Source organism: Streptomyces sp. NPDC002566, assembly GCF_042889585.1.
In the GTDB taxonomy this organism is placed as follows: Bacteria; Actinomycetota; Actinomycetes; order Streptomycetales; family Streptomycetaceae; genus Streptomyces.
In genome coordinates, this window is the sequence record NZ_JBIARD010000001.1 from 1163145 (window position 1) to 1183627 (window position 20483).

18 protein-coding genes and 1 pseudogene are annotated in these 20483 nt (G+C 74.5%); 7 read left to right on the plus strand and 12 right to left on the minus strand.

Annotated elements, in window-relative coordinates; translation table 11 throughout:
• Nucleotides 1-11: 11 nt before the first annotated feature.
• The 3 genes from ACFYXA_RS05000 to ACFYXA_RS05010 form a co-directional block, all read right to left on the minus strand.
• On the minus strand, nt 12-1502 hold the full coding sequence (locus tag ACFYXA_RS05000) for an SPFH domain-containing protein (protein WP_352253520.1): 1491 nt from the start codon (nt 1500-1502) through the stop codon (nt 12-14).
• Between the two features lie 133 nt (nt 1503-1635).
• Nucleotides 1636-1854, minus strand: coding sequence for a hypothetical protein (locus ACFYXA_RS05005; RefSeq protein WP_352253522.1), 219 nt, complete (start codon nt 1852-1854; stop codon nt 1636-1638).
• Between the two features lie 49 nt (nt 1855-1903).
• Nucleotides 1904-3337 carry an amidase gene (locus tag ACFYXA_RS05010; protein ID WP_389028215.1) on the minus strand — a complete coding sequence of 478 codons (1434 nt, stop codon included), beginning with the start codon at nt 3335-3337 and terminating at the stop codon, nt 1904-1906.
• Nucleotides 3338-3506: 169 nt separating this feature from the next.
• Between ACFYXA_RS05010 and ACFYXA_RS05015 the strand changes: the two genes are divergently transcribed.
• Complete coding sequence (locus ACFYXA_RS05015) at nt 3507-5654, plus strand: SpoIIE family protein phosphatase (RefSeq protein ID WP_389028217.1); 2148 nt, start codon at nt 3507-3509, stop codon at nt 5652-5654.
• A gap of 66 nt (nt 5655-5720) precedes the next feature.
• Here ACFYXA_RS05015 and ACFYXA_RS05020 read toward each other — a convergent pair whose 3' ends face one another.
• The 3 genes from ACFYXA_RS05020 to ACFYXA_RS05030 form a co-directional block, all read right to left on the minus strand.
• Nucleotides 5721-6716 carry a helix-turn-helix domain-containing protein gene (locus ACFYXA_RS05020; protein ID WP_389028219.1) on the minus strand — a complete coding sequence of 332 codons (996 nt, stop codon included), beginning with the start codon at nt 6714-6716 and terminating at the stop codon, nt 5721-5723.
• A 91-nt stretch (nt 6717-6807) separates the two neighbouring features.
• Nucleotides 6808-7782 carry an alpha/beta hydrolase gene (locus tag ACFYXA_RS05025; protein WP_389028221.1) on the minus strand — a complete coding sequence of 325 codons (975 nt, stop codon included), beginning with the start codon at nt 7780-7782 and terminating at the stop codon, nt 6808-6810.
• Between the two features lie 351 nt (nt 7783-8133).
• The gene (locus tag ACFYXA_RS05030) at nt 8134-8697 is read right to left on the minus strand and encodes an NAD(P)H-dependent oxidoreductase (protein WP_351098419.1); all 564 of its coding nucleotides are present in this window, start codon (nt 8695-8697) and stop codon (nt 8134-8136) included.
• Between the two features lie 120 nt (nt 8698-8817).
• On the opposite strand from ACFYXA_RS05030, the gene ACFYXA_RS05035 reads away from it, so the two are divergent.
• The 4 genes and pseudogenes from ACFYXA_RS05035 (at nt 8818) to ACFYXA_RS05050 (ending at nt 12322) form a co-directional block, all read left to right on the plus strand.
• Nucleotides 8818-9468 (plus strand): TetR/AcrR family transcriptional regulator, encoded by a 651-nt coding sequence (locus ACFYXA_RS05035; RefSeq protein WP_389028225.1) that lies wholly within the window; start codon nt 8818-8820, stop codon nt 9466-9468.
• Between the two features lie 97 nt (nt 9469-9565).
• Entirely contained in the window at nt 9566-10600 is a 1035-nt protein-coding gene (locus ACFYXA_RS05040) for a LacI family DNA-binding transcriptional regulator (protein WP_389028227.1), read from the plus strand.
• A gap of 111 nt (nt 10601-10711) precedes the next feature.
• Nucleotides 10712-10855, plus strand: a pseudogene (locus ACFYXA_RS05045) (4-hydroxybenzoate 3-monooxygenase); the annotation flags it as partial.
• 30 nt (nt 10856-10885) lie between these two features.
• On the plus strand, nt 10886-12322 hold the full coding sequence (locus ACFYXA_RS05050) for an aldehyde dehydrogenase family protein (RefSeq protein ID WP_389028229.1): 1437 nt from the start codon (nt 10886-10888) through the stop codon (nt 12320-12322).
• 66 nt (nt 12323-12388) lie between these two features.
• Here the strand turns inward: ACFYXA_RS05050 and trxA are convergent, their stop codons facing one another.
• On the minus strand, nt 12389-12769 hold the full coding sequence (gene trxA / locus ACFYXA_RS05055) for a thioredoxin (RefSeq protein ID WP_351098425.1): 381 nt from the start codon (nt 12767-12769) through the stop codon (nt 12389-12391).
• Nucleotides 12770-12912: 143 nt separating this feature from the next.
• Between trxA and ACFYXA_RS05060 the strand changes: the two genes are divergently transcribed.
• The gene (locus tag ACFYXA_RS05060) at nt 12913-14358 is read left to right on the plus strand and encodes a dihydrolipoyl dehydrogenase family protein (RefSeq protein ID WP_389028232.1); all 1446 of its coding nucleotides are present in this window, start codon (nt 12913-12915) and stop codon (nt 14356-14358) included.
• A 46-nt stretch (nt 14359-14404) separates the two neighbouring features.
• Here ACFYXA_RS05060 and ACFYXA_RS05065 read toward each other — a convergent pair whose 3' ends face one another.
• A complete protein-coding gene (locus ACFYXA_RS05065) occupies nt 14405-15049 on the minus strand; it encodes a peptide deformylase (protein WP_389028234.1) in 645 nt (214 codons plus the stop codon).
• A 172-nt stretch (nt 15050-15221) separates the two neighbouring features.
• Between ACFYXA_RS05065 and ACFYXA_RS05070 the strand changes: the two genes are divergently transcribed.
• Nucleotides 15222-16619, plus strand: a complete 1398-nt coding sequence (locus ACFYXA_RS05070) for a PepSY-associated TM helix domain-containing protein (RefSeq protein WP_389028236.1) — start codon at nt 15222-15224, stop codon at nt 16617-16619.
• Nucleotides 16620-16681: 62 nt separating this feature from the next.
• Here the strand turns inward: ACFYXA_RS05070 and ACFYXA_RS05075 are convergent, their stop codons facing one another.
• From ACFYXA_RS05075 to ACFYXA_RS05090, 4 genes are all read right to left on the minus strand, one after another.
• Entirely contained in the window at nt 16682-17053 is a 372-nt protein-coding gene (locus ACFYXA_RS05075) for a tetratricopeptide repeat protein (RefSeq protein WP_352253580.1), read from the minus strand.
• Nucleotides 17054-17138: 85 nt separating this feature from the next.
• Nucleotides 17139-17735 carry a hypothetical protein gene (locus ACFYXA_RS05080; protein ID WP_352253582.1) on the minus strand — a complete coding sequence of 199 codons (597 nt, stop codon included), beginning with the start codon at nt 17733-17735 and terminating at the stop codon, nt 17139-17141.
• A gap of 126 nt (nt 17736-17861) precedes the next feature.
• Nucleotides 17862-19253, minus strand: coding sequence for a C4-dicarboxylate transporter DctA (gene dctA, locus ACFYXA_RS05085; RefSeq protein WP_352247577.1), 1392 nt, complete (start codon nt 19251-19253; stop codon nt 17862-17864).
• Nucleotides 19250-20368 (minus strand): PrpF domain-containing protein, encoded by a 1119-nt coding sequence (locus ACFYXA_RS05090; RefSeq protein WP_389028239.1) that lies wholly within the window; start codon nt 20366-20368, stop codon nt 19250-19252. Before ACFYXA_RS05090 ends, dctA begins: the two co-directional genes overlap by 4 nt.
• Between the last annotated feature and the right edge of the window lie 115 nt (nt 20369-20483).

Sequence of the window (20483 nt, forward strand, 5' to 3'; positions counted from 1 at the left end):
GGCGCGACGTGTCACACTCCGTCCACGGGCACCTTCTGCCCTGACGGCGGGGCCGCAGGCGCGGGGACGCCGTTGAGGGAGGCCGTCTGTGCGGCCGTCCCGGGCTGGTTCATGGACGCCAGCAGCTGACGCGCCAGCCCCAGACCCGTCCCGCCCATCGTGAGCGCCTTGGCGAACAACTCGGCCATGCCGTCAGCCCCGTTCAGCAGCACCATGTTGTCCACGCTGCCGAAGGCGGACGCGCCCGCGCGGACGATCTCCGGCCAGTTCTCGGCGAGTTGCTGGGCGACGACGGCCTCCTGGTTCTCCGCGAGGGCCGCGGCGCGCGCCTTGATCGCCTCCGCCTCCGCGAGGCCCTTCGCCCGGGCCGCCTCGGCCTGCGCGAGCCCCTTGGCCTGGGCGGCGGCCGCCTCGGCCTCACCGGTGGCCCGGGTCGCCGCCGCCGTCGCCGCGCCCCGCGACTTCGTCGCCTCGGCCTCGGCGCCCGCGGCCGCCTTGACCCGCGTCGCCTCCGCCGCGGCCGCCAGCTCCGTCTCCCTCGCCTTGGCCTGCGCCGCCGAGATGCGGGCGTCGCGCTCGGCCTCGGCCAGCGTCCGCTTCTCGTACGCCTTCGCGTCCGCGGGCTTGCGGACGTCCGCCTGGAGCTGCTGCTCGCGTCGGTGCGCCTCCAGCTCGGCGACCCGGGTCTCCTGGACGACGACCTCCTGACGGGCGCCCGCCTCGGCGAGCGGGCCCGCCTGGCGCGCCGCCGCGGCCGCCTTGTCCCGCTCGGCCTGGTAGCCGGCCTGGAGGATCTCGCTGTCCCGGGTGGCCTCCGCCATCCGCGCCGACGCCTGCTGCTCCGCCTCCGTGGCCAGCCGGTTGGCCTCCGCCTGCGCGATGCGCGCGTCCCGCTGCACCGCCGCCGCGTGCGGCATCGCCAGGTTCTGGATGTACCCGGTCGGGTCCTCGATCTCGTGGATCTGCAGCGAGTCCACGATCAGACCCAGCTTCTCCATCTCCGTGCCGCACGCGGCCCGCGTCTGCCCGGTGAGCTTCTCCCGGTCGCGGATCATGTCCTCGACCGTCAACCCGCCCACAATGGACCGCAGATGACCGGCGAACACGTTGTGCACCCGCTCCGACATCAGCTTCTGCTGGTCCAGGAACCGCCGCGCCGCGTTGGCGATGGACACGAAGTCGTCGCCCACCTTGAAGATGACCACGCCCCTCACCTTGAGCGGGATGCCCTGGTGCGTGACGCAATCCACGTGCAGTTCCGTCTCGTTGAGGTCCAGCGACAGCTTGCGCACCACCTGCACGCCGGGCAGCACCAGCGTGCCCCTGCCGGTGACGATCCGGAAGCCCATCCCCGCCTCCAGCCCCTCCGTACGGTGGGTGGAGCCGGAGATGACGAGTGCCTCGTTGGGTTCCGCGACCCGCCACATCATCTTGAACAGACCGATCAGCACGAGGACGGCGACGACCGCCGCCCCTGCCACGACGCCGATGAACATCGGCATACGCCCCCTTCGAATGGCGCCCTGTCAGCGCCGAACGAAGGGAGTGTGCGCCTGCGCGAGCCCGTTATGAAGCCGCTGACGGATCCTTGTCGCAGTCTTGACGACCGCCTTGCCCGAACACGCCGCGAGCGGCTCAGCCGTCGTACGCCTGTGTCACGTAGACGGTCCTCGGCGGCAGATACTCCACGACCATCACCACCGTGCCCGGCGCGATGCGGCCGGCGCCGTTCGCCGGATGGGCGAGGAAGTGCTCGGCGCCGCCGCGCACCCGGACGATCACCTCGCCCACCAGGCCCGGCCCGACCGTCCCGGTGACCCGCCCCATCAGCCCGACCATCGACGCATCGTCCATACGGCCAGCGTACGGGCGGAACGTGGTCATCCGGCCGTGAGGAACGTGGTCATCCGGCCGTGACGTCCATGGCCGGTTCCGGCTCCGGACGCGGCGGCCACAGCTCGTGCCAGCGCAGCTCCGCCTCCAACTGCGCGGCGAGCGACAGCAGCAGCGGCTCGCTGTTCGCCGGGCCGAGGAGCTGCGCCCCGACCGGCAGCCCGCCGGGCGTGAAGCCCGCCGGCACGTTCACGCCGGGCCAGCCCAGCACGTTCCACGGCCAGGCGTACGGGCACGCGGCGATCATCGCGCGGTCGGTGGCGAACCCGCTCAGCCGCGCCATGGCCCCGATCCGCGGCGGCGGCGCGGCGGTGGTCGGCGCGAGGACGACGTCGTACCCGTCGAAGAAGCCGCCGATACGGCGGTGCAGGACCGCCTCCGCGCGCCGCGCCGCCCGCAGCGGTGCGCCGCCCAGGAGCCGGCCCAGGCGGGCGGCGCCGTGGGTGCGCCGGTCGAGCAGGGCGGGGAAGGGCGACTCGGTGACGAACTCGGCGATCCCCGCGGTCGCCCGCGGCACGAAGGCCAGCCCGATCTGCCCGTACGGCGGGTCGGCCTCCTCGACGAAGTGCCCCAACCCCGCCAGTTTCTCGGCGAGTTCGACGACGCGGGCGCGGACCTCGGGGAGCAGCCGGGCCGGCACCGCGGTGAACGGCGGCTTCAGCGCGAGCGCGACGCGCAGCCGGCCGGGGTCGCGGCCCACCGCGGCGAAGGCCTCGACGGCGGGCGGCCGGTGCGGGTCCCGCTCGTGGTTGCCGCTCGCCGCGTCCAGGAGGAGGGCCGCGTCGGCCACGGTCCGGGCCAGGGTGCCGTTCACGGTGATGCCCTGGAACGACTCGCCGCGCGGCCAGGTGGAGATGCGCCCGCGCTGCGGTTTGACGCCGACGAGATGGGTCCAGGAGGCCGGGATGCGGACCGAGCCGGCCCCGTCCGAGCCGAGCGCGGCAGGTACCAGTCCCGCCGCCACGGCCGCCGCCGAACCGCCGGAGGAGCCGCCCGGGGTGTGCCCGGTGCTCCACGGGTTGCGGGTCGCGCCGAAGGCCGGACCCTCGGTGAACGGCCACTGCCCGAGCTCGCAGGTGTTGGTCTTGCCGACGATGACCGCGCCGGCCGCGCGCAGCCGCCGTACCGCCTCTCCGTCCTCGGCGACCGCCGGGTGCTCGCCCCGGCAGCCGAAGGCGGTCGGCTCGCCCGCCACGTCCATGTCGTCCTTCACCGCGACCGGCACCCCGAGCAGCGGTTTGCGCACTCCGTCGGCCAGCTCCCGGTCGGCCGCCTCGGCTTCGGCGAGCGCGGCCTTGGCGCGGACGATCCGGAAGGCGTTCAGGGAGTCCTGGGTGGCCTCGATCCTGGCGAGCGACCGCTCGACGAGCGTGCGGGACGACACCTCGCCCGCGGCCAGCGCGCGGGCGGTCTCCACCAGGCCTGCGGAACGGTCGAGCGTCATTGCGGGACACCTCCGGGAGCGCGTTGTCTACCGAACGGTAACGTCTGCCGGGGGGAGGCGGAACGCCCCACGCGGTGTCGACGCGGCCGGGACCCCGCCCCGCTCCGCCCGCGTCACGCCGCCCCCGGCACCGGATGCCGCCGCTCCGCCACGGGCTTATGGTCCGTACATGGGGGACGAGGGTGACGCAGTGCCGGAGGCCGGCGCCGTCGGCCGGGACAGCGGTCCGCAGGCGCTGAAGCCCTGCCTGGTCGAGGCCGCCCGCCGGACCGGCGCCTCCGTCATCGCGCTGTACCTGCTGCAAGCCGGCGAGGACGTGCTGCGGCTCGCCGTGCTGGGCGGCGTCCCCTGGGACATCTCCCGGTCCTGGGCGCAGGTGCCCCTGGCGTCGGCCTCGCCCGTGTCCGACGCCGTGCGCGAGCGACGACTGGTGTGGGTGAGCGGCCGGGAGGAACTGGCCCGCCGCTACCCGCGCCTGGCGCTCGTCGTGCCGTACCGCTTCGCGCTCGCCGCCGCTCCCGTCGTCACCGGCGCGGACGCCTGGGGCGGCCTGGTCCTGCAGTGGCCCGCCGCGCACCCGCCCCAGCTCACTCCCGCGGAACGGGAGGCGATCGGGACCGTCTGCGACCGTCTGGGCCGGCGCCTGCGGCGGGCCGCCGCCGACGGCCGCCCGATGCGGCCCGCCGCCGAGCCGTCGATGCTGCCCGCGCCGCGGGCCCGCACCGCGGGGCCGGACGAGGCGCAGGCGGCCGTCGACTTCGCCGAGCGCGTCCCCGGCGGATGCTGCTCGCTGGACGTGCAGGGCCGGGTCACCTTCGTCAGCACCGGGGCCGCCGCCCTGCTCGGCGCCGACGTCACGGGACTGCTGGGCGCCAAACCGTGGGAGGCCCTGCCCTGGCTGGACGAGCCGACCGCCGAGGACAGCTACCGGGCGGCCGTGCTCAGCCGGGAGCCGGTGTCCTTCATCGCGCTGCGCCCACCGGACCGCTGGCTCTCCTTCCGTCTGGACCCGGACGCCTCGGGCATCAGCGTGCGCATCAACCCCGCGCACTCGGCGCACGCCCACGCTCCGGCCGGTGACCCGCCCCGGCCGCGTGCGCAGGTCCCCGCCACGCCGGGGCGGGCGGCGACGCTGTACCACCTGATGCATCTGGCGGCCACGCTCACCGAGGCCGTCGGCGTACGCGATGTGGTCGACCAGGTCGCCGACCAGGTCCTGCCCGCCTTCGGCGCCGGGGCCCTCGCCCTGATGACGGCGGAGGAGGGCCGGCTGCACATCATCGGACACCGCGGCTACACCCCCGAGCTCATGGAACGCTTCGACGCCGCCCCGCTCACCTCCGACACCCCCGCCGTGCACGCCCTGACCACCGGCGTCCCCGCCTTCTTCGCCAGCTTCGCCGACCTGAGGCGCGCGTATCCGCCCGCGGTCCACCAGGACGGCATGGGCGCCTGGGCCTTCCTGCCCCTGATCACCTCCGGACGCCCCGTCGGCTCGCTCGTCCTCGCCTACGACCGTCCCCGCCCCTTCGCCCCGGAGGAACGCGCCGCCCTCAGCTCCACCGCCGGACTCATCGCCCAGGCCCTCGACCGGGCCCGGCTCTACGACACCAAGCACCGGCTCGCCCACGACCTCCAGGCCGGTCTGCTGCCCCACACGCTGCCCCGCGTCCGGGGCCTGGAGGTGGCCGCCCGCTACCTCCCCGCCACCCGCGGCATGGACGTCGGCGGCGACTTTTACGACCTGATCCCGCTCGGCGACGCCACCGCGGCGGCCGCCATCGGCGACGTCCAGGGGCACAACGTGAGCGCCGCCGCCCTCATGGGCCAAGTCCGCACCGCCGTCCACGCCACCGCCGGCGCGCCTCCCGACGAGGTGCTCGCCCGCACCAACCGGCTGCTGACCGACCTCGACCCCGGGCTCTTCACCAGCTGTCTCTACGTCCACCTCGACCTCGCCGAGCACCGCGCGCGCCTGGCCGCCGCCGGGCACCCGCCGCCACTGCTGCGCCGCCCCGACGGCGGCGCCGAGGTCCTGCGCCCGCCGCCCGGACTCCTGCTGGGCATCGACCCCGACGCCGGCTACACGTCCACCGAGGTGCGCCTGCCGCCCGGCTCGGTCCTGGTCCTCTACACCGACGGACTCGTCGAGGCGCCCGGCATCGACCTCGACGACGCGGTCGAGGACCTCACCCGCGAGCTCGCCCGGGCCCGACCCGGCGCCATGGACGCCCTCGCCGACCGCATCGTCCACCATGCCCGCCGCTCAGCGCCCCGCAGCGACGACATCGCCCTCCTCCTGCTCCACCCCACCTGACGCGCGGGCGGGACGGGCCTGCGCCCCGCTCCCTGACCAGCGAGGCCTGCCGGGAGAGTTCGTCGCCTACGGTCGCGTCAGCAGCCGGCGCATCGTCAGCGCGAGGTGGAGACGCAGACGGCCCTGCGGACTGCGGACCGGCCAGCCCAGCAGGTGCTCGGCGTGGGTCAGCCGGTCCTGGAGCGTGGAGTGGTGGACGGTGATCTCGGCGGCGGCCGCCCGCAGGCTCGTCGTGGCGGTGACGGCGTACAGCGTGGCCAGCATCCACGGAGCGTCCACGGCGGCCGCCTCCAGGGCCTTCACATCGGGCGGGGTCTCGGCCCCGGGCGCCGCGAGGTCGGCCAGCAGGGCGAGCCCGCCGAGCTCGTCGGCGTACACCACCCGTGGGCCGGGATCCTGCGGCGTGCCCTCCGCGGCGAAGCGCAGCGCGGTGCTGGCGGCCGTCCACGAGCGGGGCAGGTCGAGCACGGCGACGGCCGGGCCGACACCCGCGCGCCCCGTGGACGCCACCGGCCCACCGGCCGTGGCGGGCAGCACGCGGGGCCGCCCGTCGGGCGTGGCCAGCGCACGGGCCGGCGCGGCGGGGTCGAGACCGAGCGCACGGGCCGCGCGCAGCCGGGCGGCGTCGGACGCCGTCGCGTCCAGGAGCGTCTCGACCAGCGCCGGGTCCTCCAGCGGAGCCCGGCCGCGGGTACGGTCCAGGACGAGCCGGATCGCGCCGGCGGCCCGCTCCAGGATCACGGCGTCGACGACGCTGGGCGCCGCCCCGGTCCGCTCCAGCCAGAGCGCCGGCGACCCGCCCGGCGTCAGCCCGGCCGAGGGCCAGCCGGCGTCGGGCGGCGAGGCCGAGTCCCGCCGTGCGCCGTCGGCCTCCACCCGGACCCGCACCCGCCGCTCGGCGTCGACGAGCCGCGCGGGGACCCCGGCGAGCACGGCGGCCCCGCGCACGAGCGCCTCCACCCCGGCCCGGGCCTCGGCCAGCCGGTCGAAGTAGGCGATCACCCGCACGGCGGCGCCGGCGTCGGGATCCAGCGCTGTCAGCCGTCCGGCCAGCTCTTTCATACGGTCATCATGCGCCACGTCTCCCCGGAGCAGGAGGGGTGCGACCGCCCCGCCGTCGGGAGCGCCGAACCTGCGGGGCCGGCCGGACGCTCTACTCCGCCAGCAGTCTGCGGAGCCAGTCGACGTGGGCCGTGCGGGCCGTCCGGGAGAGCGCGGCCTGCGGGGCGAAGCCGTCGAAGCCGTGGAAGCCGCCCGGCCACACGTGCAGTTCGGCCACCCCGCCGGCCTGCCAGATCCGGGAGGCGTAGGCGACGACCTCGTCGCGGAACGTCTCGGCGGAGCCCACGTCGAGGAAGGCGGGCGGCAGTCCCGACAGGTCCTCGGCGCGGGCCGGCGCCGCGTACGGGGAGACGCCGGGGCCGCCGCGCTCCGCCCCGAGCAGGGCGCCCCATCCGGTCTCGTTGGCCGTGCGGTCCCAGACGCCGAGGCCCGCCATCTGACGGGCGGAGGGCGTGTCGTTGCGATCGTCCAGCATCGGGCACATCAGCAGCTGGCCGAGCGGGCGCGGCCCCCGCCGGTCGCGCAGGAGCAGGGCGAGCGCGGCACACAGCCCGCCGCCCGCACTCGCCCCGGCGATCACGATCCGCTCGGGGTCCCCGCCCAGCTCCTTGGCGTGTTCCGCGGTCCACAGCAACCCGGCGTACACGTCCTCCACCGGCGCGGGGTGCGGGTTCTCCGGTGCCAGCCGGTACTCCACGGACACCACGACCAGGTCCAGTTCGCGCGCCCAGTCCAGGGCCACGTCCACGCCGACCCGGTTGTCGCCGAGCACCATGCCCCCGCCGTGCACGTGGTAGACGACGGGGCGCGGGCGGTCGGGCGCGGGGGAGGCGGGGCGGCAGATCAGCAGCGAGACGTCGGGCGCGCCCTCGGGCCCCGGCACCGTCCGGTCCTCGGCCTCGAACGCGCCGCCCTGGGTCAGGTCCAGGTCGGCCAGCAGCGCGATGCCGGGGCCCTGGCGGACGGCGTCGATGTCCTCCGGGTTCATGCCGGGCTGGATCACGTCCTTGATCAGCTCCAACGCGGCGGCGAGTTCCGGGTCGAACGGCGGCGGGGTGGACGTCATGGCTTCTCCTCACACGACACGCGCCGCGTCACACGGACACGCGCAGACTCGTGGACGCACGCGTCGGCTCACGCGGCTCACGGCCCCGACGGCCGGTGCCGCCGGTGGCTTTCCGTGACCCATCATTCGCCCGGTGCCGCCCGCCGCACCGCCGCCGTCCGGCGGGAGCTGCCCGCCGTCCGGCGGGTGACCGCGCAGGACACCGCGGCGGCGTCACCGAGAACGGGACGAGGCCCGGAGGCGTTCCCCGGCACCGGAAAGGGCCTGGAGGCGTTCCCCGTCACCGGAAACGGAAAAGGGCCCGGAGGCGTTCCCGGGCCCTTCCACGGCTGTGCCGCGCCGTCACGCCGTTCAGGCGGCCGCGACCTCGCCCGCGTGGCCGTGCAGACGGGCGACGACCTCGGTCAGCTGCGCGGCGACCTCGGCGTCGTCCGCCGGGTGGGTCTCCGCGAAGCGGGTCAGCGAGCCGGGGATGGACAGCTTGAGGTCCTCGATGACCCGGGCGCCGGCGATGCCCACGGCCTTGCGGGCCTCGTCCTGCGCCCAGACGCCGCCGAACTGGCCGAAGGCGGTGCCGACCACGGCGGCGGGCTTGCCGGCGAAGGCGCCGGCGCCGTAGGGCCGGGACAGCCAGTCGATCGCGTTCTTCAGGACGGCCGGGATGGTGCCGTTGTACTCCGGCGAGAAGAGCAGGAAGGCGTCGGCGGCCTGGGCGGCCTCACGCAGCTTGGCGGCCGCGGCGGGGACGCTGCCCTCGACGTCGATGTCCTCGTTGTAGAAGGGGATCTCGGCCAGGCCCTCGTAGAGCTCGACCTCGGCGCCCTCGGGGGCGAGCTTGGCGGCCGCCTCGGCGAGCTGGCGGTTGGTCGAACCGGCGCGGAGGCTGCCGACGAGCGCGAGGATGCGAACAGACATGACTGACTCTCCCAGAGGCTGAAACATTGCCGTAACGATCCGGACCGGGGTCCGTTTATCGTTGTACCACCATAACCGGACCGCGGTCCAGTTTCATTCCCGGTGCTTTACGCTGAGTTCATGTCCGCCGCTCTCACCCCCTTCCCGAGTCCCGAGGAGATCACCGGCGAGCCCGAGTTGCTGCAGCTCGGACCGGCCGAGGACGAGCCCTGTCTGCGCGCCGACGCGGCCCGCAACCGGGCCCGGCTGCTGGACGCGGCCGCCCGCCTCATCGCCGAGCACGGCGCCGCCGCGGTGACCATGGAGGCCGTGGCCGCCGCGGCGAACGTCGGCAAGGGAACCGTCTTCCGGCGATTCGGCGACCGGACCGGACTCCTGACGGCACTCCTGGACCACTCCGAGAGGAAGTTCCAGGCCGCCTTCCTCACCGGCCCCCCGCCGCTGGGCCCCGGCGCGCCGCCCGTGGAGCGGCTGCGCGCGTTCGGCGTGGCCATGCTGCGGCGCGCCGCCGACGAGCTGGACCTCCAGCTGGCCGCCGAGCCGGGCGCGGAGCGCAGGTACTCGGTGGGGGTGCGCCGTCTGCACCACGGCCATGTCGTGCTGCTGCTCAGGCAGGCCGTCCCGGGCGCCGACGCCGAACTCCTCGCCCACACGCTGCTGGGCTACCTCAACCCGGTCCTGATCCACCACCTGACCCGCCAGTGCGGGATGCCGCAGGAGCGGCTGGAGGCCGGCTGGAGCGACCTGGTCGACCGGGTCACCGGGAGCTGACCGGACGTCATATGCCTTCCCTCCGTGGGGAGTCCGGCGGGACCCATGCGGACCCGCCGGGTCGCGGAGTGACCGCTTCTGTCAAAATGCGCTCGTCATGGTGCAATTACCGAACGCGCCCGTGCCGGGATCGCCGGCGCCGGGCTCCGTACCCACGAGCGCCGACGTGGCCCGCCTGGCCGGCGTCTCCCGCGCGACCGTCTCCTACGTGCTGAACAACACCAGCGCCGTACGGATCAGCGAACCCACCCGCCGCCGCGTCCACCAGGCCGCCAAGGACCTCGGGTACGTGCCGCACGCGGCCGCCCGCAGTCTGCGCGCCGGGCACAGCCGCATGGTCCTCATGCCCGCCCCGCCCGTCCCGGCGGGCCCCCTCTACAGCCAGTTCGTGCACGACTTCCAGGGCGCACTCAGCCGCCTGGACTACATCGTCGTGCAGTACGGCGCCGACGGGATGCGCGGCGACGACGCCGCCCGCGCCTGGGCCGAGCTGCGGCCGGTCGCCGTCCTGGTCCCTGGCCCCGGGCTCGGTCCCGAAGGCGTGGCGGTGCTCAAGCGCTCCGGCGCCCGGGCCGTCGTCACCGTCGGTTCCGAGGCCGTCGACGGCGCCCACGCGCTGCTGCTGGACCACGCGGGCGTCGGCCGCAGCGCCGCCCGGCACCTCCACGCCCGCGGCCGACGCCGCATCGGCGTGGTCGTCCCCCGGGAACGCGGCCTGGAGATGTTCTCCCGGCCCCGCCTCCGCGGCGCCCGCGAGGCGCTCGACGGCACCGACGCCACCGTGGTCGAGCTGCCCCTCGCGCACACCGAGGAGTCCGCGGCGGCGCTCGCCGCCCGCTGGGCCGCCCTCGGGGTCGACGGGGTCTACGCCTACAACGACGAGTACGCCATGCTGCTGATGCGCGCCCTTCAGGACGAGGGCGTACGCGTCCCCGAGGACACCGCGGTCATCGGCGCCGACGACCTGATGCTCGGCCGGCTGCTGCGCCCCCGGCTCAGCACCGTCCGGATCGCGCTGCCCTCCGGACGCGACCTCGCCGAACTGGTCGACCGGGCCGTCCGCAACCCCGGCGCGGCGCCCGAGTCGCACGAACTCTTCGAGGCCACGGTGGTGCACCGCGACTCCACCTGATCCACGGACACCGCGCAGGTGCGGGGTCCGACTCCGGTCACGGACACGGCCGTCGACGCGACCACGCCCCTGTCCGGAACGCGTACGGAAGGCACCGTACTTCTCCCGCGCATGACTAGGATGTTGCACGCTCAACTAGATGGGGATGCGTTCGACCACCGGATGCAGCTCGCACGGCTGCGCCGGATCACCTCATCCCGCCACGCGGCCGCCGAACAGGCGGCGAACTACACGGGACTTCAGCTCCCCGAGTGAGTCCCGCGGGTCACTGATCGGAGAGCCTTCATGCCGTTGCTCGACCCCACGTCCTGGCAGCCCCGCGCGCTGTCCGGCCCCCGGCACACCGTCACCGAGCCCGCCACCGGCGACACCCTGGGCACGGTCGCCCTGGCCGACGCCGCGGACGTCGCCCCGGCCGCCGAGGCCGCGCGCGCCGCCCAGGCCGAGTGGGCCCGTCTGCCGCACTTCGTCCGCGCCGGCGTGCTGCGCAAGGCGGGCGACCTGTTCACCGAGCACGCCGGGGAACTGCGCGAGTGGATCGTGCGTGAGTCCGGATCCGTCCCCGGCAAGGCCGACTTCGAGCTCCACGTCGCCGCCCAGGAGTGCTACGAGGCCGCCGCCCTCGCCTCCCGCCCGGCCGGCCAGGTACTGCCCAGCGAGGCGCCCCGGCTGTCGTACACCCGGCGGGTCCCGGTCGGCGTCGTCGGCGTGATATCCCCGTTCAACGCGCCGCTGATCCTGTCCATCCGCTCCGTCGCGCCCGCCCTCGCGCTCGGCAACGCCGTCGTGCTCAAGCCCGACCCGCGCACCGCCGTCTGCGGCGGCCTCTCCCTGGCCGCCGTCTTCGCCGCGGCGGGACTGCCCGAAGGGCTGCTGCACGTCCTGCCCGGCGGCGCGGAGACCGGCGCGGCCCTGGTCGCCGACCCGCTCGTCCCGGTGATCTCCTTCACCGGCTCCACCGCGGCCGGCCGCGCGGTCGGCGAGGCCGCCGGCCGCCACCTCAAGCGCGCCCACCTCGAACTCGGCGGCAACTCCGCCCTGGTCGTGCTGGAGGACGCCGACCTCGACGCGGTGATCTCCACCGCCGCCTGGGGCTCCTTCTTCCACCAGGGCCAGATCTGCATGACCACCGGCCGCCACCTCGTGCACGCCTCGCTCTACGAGGAGTACGTCGAACGGCTCGCCGCGAAGGCGGAGTCACTCGCCGTCGGCGACCCGCACCGCGCGCACGTCCACCTCGGCCCGCTCATCGACGACGGCCAACTCGCCAAGGTCCACGGCCTGGTGGAGGCCAGCACCGCCGCCGGCGCCAAGCTCGCCGCGGGCGGCACGCACGAGGAACGCTTCTACCGCCCGACCGTCCTCGCCGGCGTCGACGACCACACCCCCGCCTACGCGGAGGAGGTCTTCGGCCCCGTCGCCCCGGTGCGCGCCTTCAGCACCCCCGACGAGGCCGCCGCCCTGGCCGCGGCCAGTTCCTACGGACTCTCCCTGGGCATCGTCACCAGGGACGCCGCCCGCGGACTCGACCTCGCCGAGCGCATCCCCACCGGCATCGTCCACATCAACGACCAGACCGTGAACGACGAGGCCGTCGCGCCCTTCGGCGGGATCGCCGCCTCCGGCACCGGCGCCCGCTTCGGCGGCGAGGCCAACCTGGAGGCCTTCACCGACGTGCGCTGGACGACGGTACGCGGCGACGTGGCGCCGTACCCCTTCTAGAGACGACGTGCCGGCAGGCGGCTCGGGCGGCCGCCGCACCCTTCGCGAGGGGCGGCCGTCCCGAGGTCACTGGCCTTCGGGTGCGGCCTGCTGCTCCTCGATCGACTTGCGGACCTCGTCCATGTCCAGCTCACGGGCCTGCCCGATGACGTCCGTGAGGGCGGACTCGGGCAGCGCGCCCGGCTGCGCGAAGACCGCGACCCGGTCCCGGACGATCATCAGCGTCGGGATCGACTGGATGCCGAACGCCGCTGCCAGCTCCGGCTGCGCCTCGGTGTCCACCTTGCCGAACACCAGGTCCGGGTTGTCCTCGGCGGCCTGCTCGTAGACCGGCGCGAACTGACGGCACGGCCCGCACCAAGTCGCCCAGAAGTCGATCAGGACGAAGTCGTTCTCCAGGACCGTCTGGTCGAAGTTCTCCTTGGTGAGCTCCACGGTGCTGCTCATGGCGTGTTACCTCTTCCCGGTGTCTTCTGCCAGGGTGCGTCCTGACATGGGGTGAAGCCGCCCGCACAACGCGGCCGGCCGGTCGGATATTCCGCGCCCCTACCCGTGTGGCCACCTCGCACACCACCCACCAGACTGACCCCATGACGGAAACGGAAACCAACCTGTACGACGTGGTTGTGCTCGGGGCCGGACCCGTGGGGGAGAACGTCGCCGACCGCACCCGCGCGGCCGGCCTCACCACCGCGGTCGTCGAGAGCGAACTCGTCGGCGGCGAGTGCTCGTACTGGGCCTGTATGCCCAGCAAGGCCCTGCTGCGACCGGTCATCGCCCGCGCCGACGCCCGCCGCGTGCCCGGCCTGGCCCACCTGGTCCACGGCCCCCTCGACACCGCGGCGGTCCTCGCCCACCGCGATCACAAGACCTCCGGCTGGAACGACGACGGCCAGGTCGCCTGGCTGGACGGCATCGGCGCCGACCTCTACCGCGGACACGGCCGCCTCTCCGGAGAACGCACGGTCACGGTCACCGCGCCCGACGGCGGCGAGCGGACCCTGACCGCCCGGCACGCCGTCGCGGTGTGCACCGGCACACGCGCCCAGCTGCCCCCACTGCCCGGCCTCGCGGACGTCCGGCCCTGGACCAGCAGGGAGGCCACCAGCGCCAAGACCGCGCCCGCCCGCCTGATCGTCGTCGGCGGCTCCGTCGTCGCCGTCGAGATGGCCACCGCCTGGCGCGCCCTCGGCTCCGAGGTCACCGTCCTGGTCCGCGGCAAGGGCCTGCTGCCCCGCATGGAGCCCTTCGCGGGCGAGCTGGTCGCCGAGGCGCTCACCGAAGCCGGCGTCGACCTGCGCACGGGCGCCTCGGTGCAGTCGGTCACCCGGCAGGACGGCGTCGTCGTCGCCGTCACCGACCAGGGCGACCGCTTCGAGGCCGACGAGATCCTCTTCGCGACCGGCCGCGCCCCGCGCACCGACGACCTCGGCCTCGACACGGTCGGCCTGGAACCCGGCTCCTGGCTGTCCGTCGACGACAGCCTGCGCGTCAACGGCACCGACTGGCTCTACGCCGTCGGCGACGTCAACCACCGCGCCCTCCTCACCCACCAGGGCAAGTACCAGGCCCGGATCGCCGGCGCCGCCATCGCGGCCCGCGCCGGCGGAGCGCCCGCCCCCGGCACCGGCCAGGACGGCGAACCGTGGGGACCGCACACCGCCACCGCCGACCACCACGCCGTACCGCAGGTCGTCTTCACCGACCCCGAGGCCGCCGCGGTGGGCCTCTCGCTCGCCGAGGCGGAACAGGCCGGCCACCGCGTCCGCGCCGTCGACGTCGAGTTCTCCTCCGTGGCCGGGGCGGGCCTGTACGCCGACGGCTACAAGGGCCGCGCCCGCATGGTCGTCGACCTGGAACGGGAGATCCTGCGCGGGGTGACCTTCGTCGGGCCCGGCGTCGGTGAACTGATCCACTCGGCCACGGTCGCGGTCGCCGGAGAAGTCCCCCTCTCCCGGCTGTGGCACGCCGTCCCGTCCTACCCGACGATCAGCGAGGTGTGGCTGCGCCTGCTGGAGGCCTTCCGGGACGCCTGAGACCCCGTGACGGGGCCTCAGGGCAGGTCGCATCGGTGACGGGGCCTCAGGGCAGGTCGAAGCCCAGCTCCCGCGCCGCCTTCTCCGGCGTGGGCTGCGCCCAGCGCTCCAGCACCGCCTGGTTGGCGGCGAGCGAGCGCGGCTCGGCCCGGTCGAGGTAGAGCACGCCGTCGAGGTGGTCCGTCTCGTGCTGGACGATACGGGCGGGCCACCCGCCGAACACCTCGTCCAGCGGCCGGCCGGCCTCGTCCGCGCCCGTCAGCCGCACCTCGGCGGGCCGGGCCACCACCGCCTGCCAGCCCGGCACGCTCAGACAGCCCTCGAAGAACGCGGCGCGGACGCTCCCGACCGGCTCGTACGACGGATTGACCAGCACCCGGAACGGCTGCGGCACCCGGCCCCGGGCCACCCGCACCTCCTCGGGCACCGGCGCCGGATCCTCGATCACCGCGATCCGCAGCCCCACCCCCACCTGCGGCGCGGCCAGACCCACCCCGGGCGCCGCGTGCATGGTGATGCGCAGCGCCTCCACGAAGCGGGCCAGCAACGCGGGGCCCAACTGGCCGTCGTAGCGCTCGGCGCCGGCGCGCAGGACCGGGTCGCCGGCCGCGACGATGGGCAACGGGCCGCCGGGGGCGAGGAGTTCCTCGACCCGCTCGGCAAGGGGAGCGCGGGGGCTGGGAGATGCCATCACACCAGCATGCCACGGCTCGACTCCCTTGTGACGCAGGTCACTTCGGCGCGCGGGAACTCGGCGCGTCCCCGGCCCGACCACTGGTTACGTCACGGCCGACGGCGTGTCTGCCGATCACCTCGCCGACCGTGCCCTCGAACTTGTACTCGACCCCCGGAGAAGCCCGCCGATGTCCACCGCACCTCCGCACACCACGGACGAGGCCCCGCAGTCCTCGGCGCCCGCACCCAAGCCCCGTGGCCCCTGGGCACCGTTGCGCCCTCTGGTGCTCCGACTGCACTTCTACGCCGGTGTGTTCGTCGCCCCCTTCCTGCTCGTCGCCGCCGTCACCGGCTTCCTGTACGCGGGCGCGTTCCAAGTCGAGAAGTTCGTCTACGCCCACGAGTTGACCGTGCCGGCCGGTGGGACCGAGCGGCCGATCTCCGAGCAGGTGGCCGCCGCCCGCAAGGCGTACCCCGAGGGCACGGTCACGGCGGTGCGGCCCTCCCCGGAGGACGACGCCACCACCCGCGTCATGCTCTCCGGCGTCGAGGGCGTGGCCGCCACCCACACCTTCGCCGTGTTCGTCGACCCCTACACCGCCGAGGTGCGCGGCGGCCTCGAACAGTACGGCTCGACCGGCGCGCTGCCGCTGCGCACCTGGATCGACGAGTTCCACCGCGACCTGCACCTCGGTGAGAACGGCCGCCTCTACAGCGAGTTCGCCGCCAGCTGGCTGTGGGTGATCGCGGGCGGCGGCCTCGTGCTGTGGTTCTCCCGCCGCCGCGCCCTGCGCAAGGTCCGCGGCACGAGCGGCCGTCGGCGCACCCTGGGCCTGCACGGCACGGTCGGCGTGTGGACCGCGGCCGGCTTCCTCTTCCTGTCGGCCACCGGTCTGACCTGGTCGCAGTACGCAGGCACGAGCATCGACGACCTGCGCTCCTCGCTCGGCGGCGCCACGCCGTCCATCTCGGCGGCGGCGAGCGGAGGCGACCACGCCGGCCATGACGCCGCCGGCGGCGACGGCGGCAACGGCGAGCACGGCGTCGGCCTCGACAAGGTTCTGGCCGCCGCCCGCGCCGAGGGCCTGGGCGACCCGGTGGAGATCGTGCCGCCCGCGGACGCCGGGTCGGCGTACGTCGTCAAGCAGGTGCAGCGCAGCTGGCCCACGAAGCAGGACGCCGTCGCGGTCGACCCGTCCACCGGCGAGGTCACCGACGTGCTCAGGTTCGACGACCATCCGGTGCTCGCCAAGCTGACGCGCTGGGGCATCGACCTGCACACCGGGGTGCTGTTCGGCCTGGTCAACCAGATCGCCCTGATGCTGCTCGCGCTGGCGCTGATCCTGCTCATCGTCTGGGGCTACCGCATGTGGTGGCAGCGCGGCCGCGGCAACTCCTTCGGCCGGCCGATCCCGCGCGGCGCGTGGGCGCAGGTCCCGCCGTACGTCCTCGTCCCGCTGATGGCGGTGATCGCCGCGCTCGGCTACTTCGTGCCGCTGCTCGGGATACCGCTGGCCGCGTTCCTCGTCGTGGACGTCGTCCTCGGCGAGATCGCGCACCGGCGGGGGCGGCGGACGGCGGTCTGAGACGCCCGCACACGTGTGGCGGCCCGGCGGTGGAGTCCACCGCCGGGCCGCCCTCGCGTATGTCAGACCTCCGGGAAGTCGCCCGCCATCGCCGAGGCGAGACGCAGATGCGGTCGCGCCTCCGCGTGCCGCCCCTGCCGCTCCAGGGTGCGGCCCAGCATCAGCCGGGCGTACCCCTCCACCGGGTCACGCTCTACGATCACCCGCAACTCGGTCTCCGCGCGCCGCAGTTGGGCCGAGTGGTAGTAGGCGCGGGCCAGCAGCAGCCGCGGCCCGGTCTCCTCCGGCGCCTCCTCGACGAGCCCCGCGAGGACGCGTGCCGCGGCGGCGTACTCCTTCGCCGCGAAGAACAGCTGCGCCCGCTCCCACCGCTCGGCCGGCGTCCCGTGGGCGTAGTACGCGGAGTCGTACGCCGCCTCGTATGTCGTGTCCACTCGTGACCTCCTTCGCGGCAGACAACCAGGTCCGGCGGCGCGGTATTCCGCCGCCTCCGCTCGACGCGCGGAGGCGGTGCGCCCGTCAGCCGCCCGGCGCGCCGACCGCCGGCGGCCGGACCTCCAGGACGACGGCGCCGGCGGTCACCGTTCGGTCTTCGTGCATGGTGATCTCCTGGCCGACGTGGACGTCCGTCCACAGCGAGGGCGTCAGAGGGACGATGCGGACCGTGGCCCGCTCGCCGAGCTTCAGGAAGGGCGTGCACTCCACCCAGAGACCGCCGATGCACAGCGACGCCTCCCCGGTGGGCAGCCGGCGTCCGATGTCCCACATGGGCCGCAGCACGCCGGGGCCGGGGACGGGCCCCTTGCGGAACGTCGAGCCGGCCGGCCGGAGCGTCAGCTCCGCTCGCACCACACCCTGACGTGTCTCGGAGCAGCGCCAACGGCACCAGGCCGCACTCCGCTCCAGACGGAGCTGCTCGGCCGCTTCGGCGAGCGTCCGCCAGAAGGCCGGCGGCTGCGGGCGGTCGTCCCCGAGTTCCTCCAGCAGACCGAGGGCGACCTCCCACTCGTCGTGGGCGAGGTAGTCCCAGACGTCGCTCACGGTGATCGCGTTCGCGGTGGCGGCCCCTTCCGGAATCAGAAGGCCTGCCGCTTCGAGCAGTTCGGGTACGTCCATGCCGTCATGGTGACCGATCGCACCGACCGGCCGTGCGGCGGCCGGACAGCGGTGAACCCCTGCCTCCTGCGTGCGGCGGGCCGGCCCGGAGCGTGCGCTCCCGGCCGGCCCGCCCGCAGGGGGACGTCAGCTCGCCGCGGGGACCGGGTCGAGGGCCGGTGCGGGCGCCGTCTTCGGGCCGGGCTCGGCCGTCGCCGCGGAAGGGGCGGGGGCGTAGGGGATCTCGCCGCGCAGCACGGCCTTCGCGCGGTCCTCGTCGAGCTCGCCCTCCCAGCGGGCGACGGCCAGGGTGGCGACACCGTTGCCGACCAGGCTGGTCAGGGCGCGGGCCTCGGACATGAACCGGTCGATGCCGAAGATCAACGCGAGGGCGGCGACCGGGACATGGGGCACGGCGCTGAGGGTGGCGGCCAGGGCGATGAAGCCGGAGCCGGTGACGCCCGCGGCGCCCTTGGAGGTGAGCAGCATGACGGCGAGCATGGTCAGCTGCTGGGTGAGGCTGAGGTCGATGCCGAGGGCCTGGGCGAGGAAGACCGAGCCCATGGTCAGGTAGATGGCGGTGCCGTCGAGGTTGAAGGAGTACCCGGCGGGCAGCGTGATGCCGACGACCGGCTTCGACGCGCCCGCGTGCTGGAGCTTGGCCATCATGCGCGGCAGGACCGGCTCGGTGGAGGAGGTGCCCAGGACGATCAGCAGCTCCTCCTTGATGTAACGGAGGAAGGGCAGCAGCCGCAGCCCGTTCAGGCGCATCACCGTCCCGAGGACGACCAGGACGAAGAAGAGCGCGGTGAGCCAGAACGAGCCGACCAGCAGCGCCAGATGGCGCAGGGTGCCCAGGCCGTAGTTGCCGATGGTGAACGCCATCGAGCCGAACGCGCCGACGGGGGCCAGCCGCATGACCCAGCGGATCAGGGTGAACAGGACCGTGGAGAACTTCTCGATGCCCCCGGCGATGCCCAGCCCGGCTTCCCCGCTCGCGTGCAGGCCGAAGCCGAACAGCACCGACACCAGCAGCACCGGCAGGATCTCGTTGCCGGTCAGGGCGCTGACCAGGGTGTCGGGGACGATGCCGAGGAGGAACCCGGCGAAGCCCTCGTGCGTCGCGGTCGCCTCCGGCGGCAGGCCCTCCGTCGACAGGGTCGACAGGTCGATGTGCAGACCGCTGCCCGGCTTGACGACGTTGACGACGGCCAGGCCGATCACCATGGCCACCGTGGTCAGCACCTCGAAGTAGACCAGGGCCTTCAGGCCCACGCGGCCGACCGCGCGGGCGTTGCCCATGGAGGCGATGCCGTGGACGACCGTGCAGAAGACGACCGGCGCGATGAACATCTTCACCAGCGCGATGAACCCGTCGCCGAGCGGCTTGAGTTCGGCGCCGACGGACGGCCACAGCCAGCCCACGGCGGCGCCGAGGAGAACGGCGACCAGACATTGCACGTAGAGGTGGGACAGCGTCCGGCGGACACGGCCGGGCGGTGCGGTGACGGTACCCGGGGCGGCTTCGTTGCGGCTCATGCGGGGCGTCCTTCCAGAACGGGGACGAGGAGTTCGGCTCGGGCGATACGCCGGGCGGCGCGGTGCAGCAGCACCGTGGGGGACGCGCTCCCGGGCGCGGGCACGGCGCGGGTGGTGATCACGCCGGCGGGGGTGCCCAGTCGCAGCGTGCCGTCGGCGGTCTGCCGGGCGACGCGGTGGGCGAGGGTGCCGGGGGTGGCGGCTGCCGTGGCCAGGGCCACGGCGGAGGTCAGGCCGATCGCCGGGTGCGGCGCGTGCATGGAGACCATGCGGACGGCCAGGTCGTACTCGTCCTGGTCGACGAGTGTGCCATGTGACGTGCGATAGGGGGCGGGGCGGGCCACGACGCCCACCTTCGGCACCGCGTGACTGACCGGATCGCCCGCGCGGGCCAGACCCATCGCCAGCGCCGCCCGGCGGCGCAGCAGGGTCAGGGCGGGGACCGCGGGAGCGAACGCGGTGACGGACTCCGTGCCGTCGAGGCCGAACGCCTTGGCCTCGAACAGCGCGGCCGGCGCGCCGGCGTCCACCAGGGACGCCTCGACGGGACCCGCCGGGCCGGCCAGCTCGTCCAGCGCCCGGCCGGTCGGCAGGGCCCGCCCGGTCGTCGATCCCGCCGGGTCCTGGAACCCGAGCAGCACCGGCACGCCCGGCGCCGAGGTGCCCGGCACCACGGCCGTGCCCTCCTCGGGGGCCACACCGGCGGGCGTGGGGATCGTGCCGGTGAGGCGGGCGCCGGTGTTGACGTTGAGCATGCGGACGGTGGTCGTGTCCGACGTGATCGGCACCAGACCGTGGTGGACGGCGTACAGGGCCACGGCACTGGCGCAGTTGCCGCAGTTGCTGGCCCACTCCACACGCTCGTCGCCGATGCCGACCTGCGCGAAGGCGTACTCGACGTCGACACCGGACCGCGTCGACTCCTGTACGACGGCGGCTTTGGACGTGGTGGACGAGGCGCCGCCCACTCCGTCGATCTGGCGGGGGTCGGCGGCGTTGAACGCGGCGAGCAGGAGGGTGTCGACGTCCACGCCCGTGGCGGCCACGTCGCCGTGCTCGAAGATCCAGCACTTGCTGGTTCCTCCGCGGATCATCTCGCCCATCAGACGCAGCACAACCGACTCCTCACGGACGTGGAAAGGGGGGTCCGCCGACGGTCTCGCCGTGCGGGGTTCCTCCACGGTGGGTTACGGCAGCGTGAAGTACAATCTCGGAAATCTGCATGGCTAT

Bases quoted from the DNA above. Each gene is read 5' to 3' on its own strand.
- ACFYXA_RS05000 (WP_352253520.1), bottom strand. From the start codon at position 1,502: ATGCCGATGTTCATCGGCGTCGTGGCAGGGGCGGCGGTCGTCGCCGTC.
- ACFYXA_RS05005 (WP_352253522.1), bottom strand. From the start codon at position 1,854: ATGGACGATGCGTCGATGGTCGGGCTGATGGGGCGGGTCACCGGGACG.
- ACFYXA_RS05010 (WP_389028215.1), bottom strand. From the start codon at position 3,337: ATGACGCTCGACCGTTCCGCAGGCCTGGTGGAGACCGCCCGCGCGCTG.
- ACFYXA_RS05015 (WP_389028217.1), top strand. From the start codon at position 3,507: ATGGGGGACGAGGGTGACGCAGTGCCGGAGGCCGGCGCCGTCGGCCGG.
- ACFYXA_RS05020 (WP_389028219.1), bottom strand. From the start codon at position 6,716: ATGAAAGAGCTGGCCGGACGGCTGACAGCGCTGGATCCCGACGCCGGC.
- ACFYXA_RS05025 (WP_389028221.1), bottom strand. From the start codon at position 7,782: ATGACGTCCACCCCGCCGCCGTTCGACCCGGAACTCGCCGCCGCGTTG.
- ACFYXA_RS05030 (WP_351098419.1), bottom strand. From the start codon at position 8,697: ATGTCTGTTCGCATCCTCGCGCTCGTCGGCAGCCTCCGCGCCGGTTCG.
- ACFYXA_RS05035 (WP_389028225.1), top strand. From the start codon at position 8,818: ATGTCCGCCGCTCTCACCCCCTTCCCGAGTCCCGAGGAGATCACCGGC.
- ACFYXA_RS05040 (WP_389028227.1), top strand. From the start codon at position 9,566: ATGGTGCAATTACCGAACGCGCCCGTGCCGGGATCGCCGGCGCCGGGC.
- ACFYXA_RS05050 (WP_389028229.1), top strand. From the start codon at position 10,886: ATGCCGTTGCTCGACCCCACGTCCTGGCAGCCCCGCGCGCTGTCCGGC.
- trxA (WP_351098425.1), bottom strand. From the start codon at position 12,769: ATGAGCAGCACCGTGGAGCTCACCAAGGAGAACTTCGACCAGACGGTC.
- ACFYXA_RS05060 (WP_389028232.1), top strand. From the start codon at position 12,913: ATGACGGAAACGGAAACCAACCTGTACGACGTGGTTGTGCTCGGGGCC.
- ACFYXA_RS05065 (WP_389028234.1), bottom strand. From the start codon at position 15,049: ATGGCATCTCCCAGCCCCCGCGCTCCCCTTGCCGAGCGGGTCGAGGAA.
- ACFYXA_RS05070 (WP_389028236.1), top strand. From the start codon at position 15,222: ATGTCCACCGCACCTCCGCACACCACGGACGAGGCCCCGCAGTCCTCG.
- ACFYXA_RS05080 (WP_352253582.1), bottom strand. From the start codon at position 17,735: ATGGACGTACCCGAACTGCTCGAAGCGGCAGGCCTTCTGATTCCGGAA.
- dctA (WP_352247577.1), bottom strand. From the start codon at position 19,253: ATGAGCCGCAACGAAGCCGCCCCGGGTACCGTCACCGCACCGCCCGGC.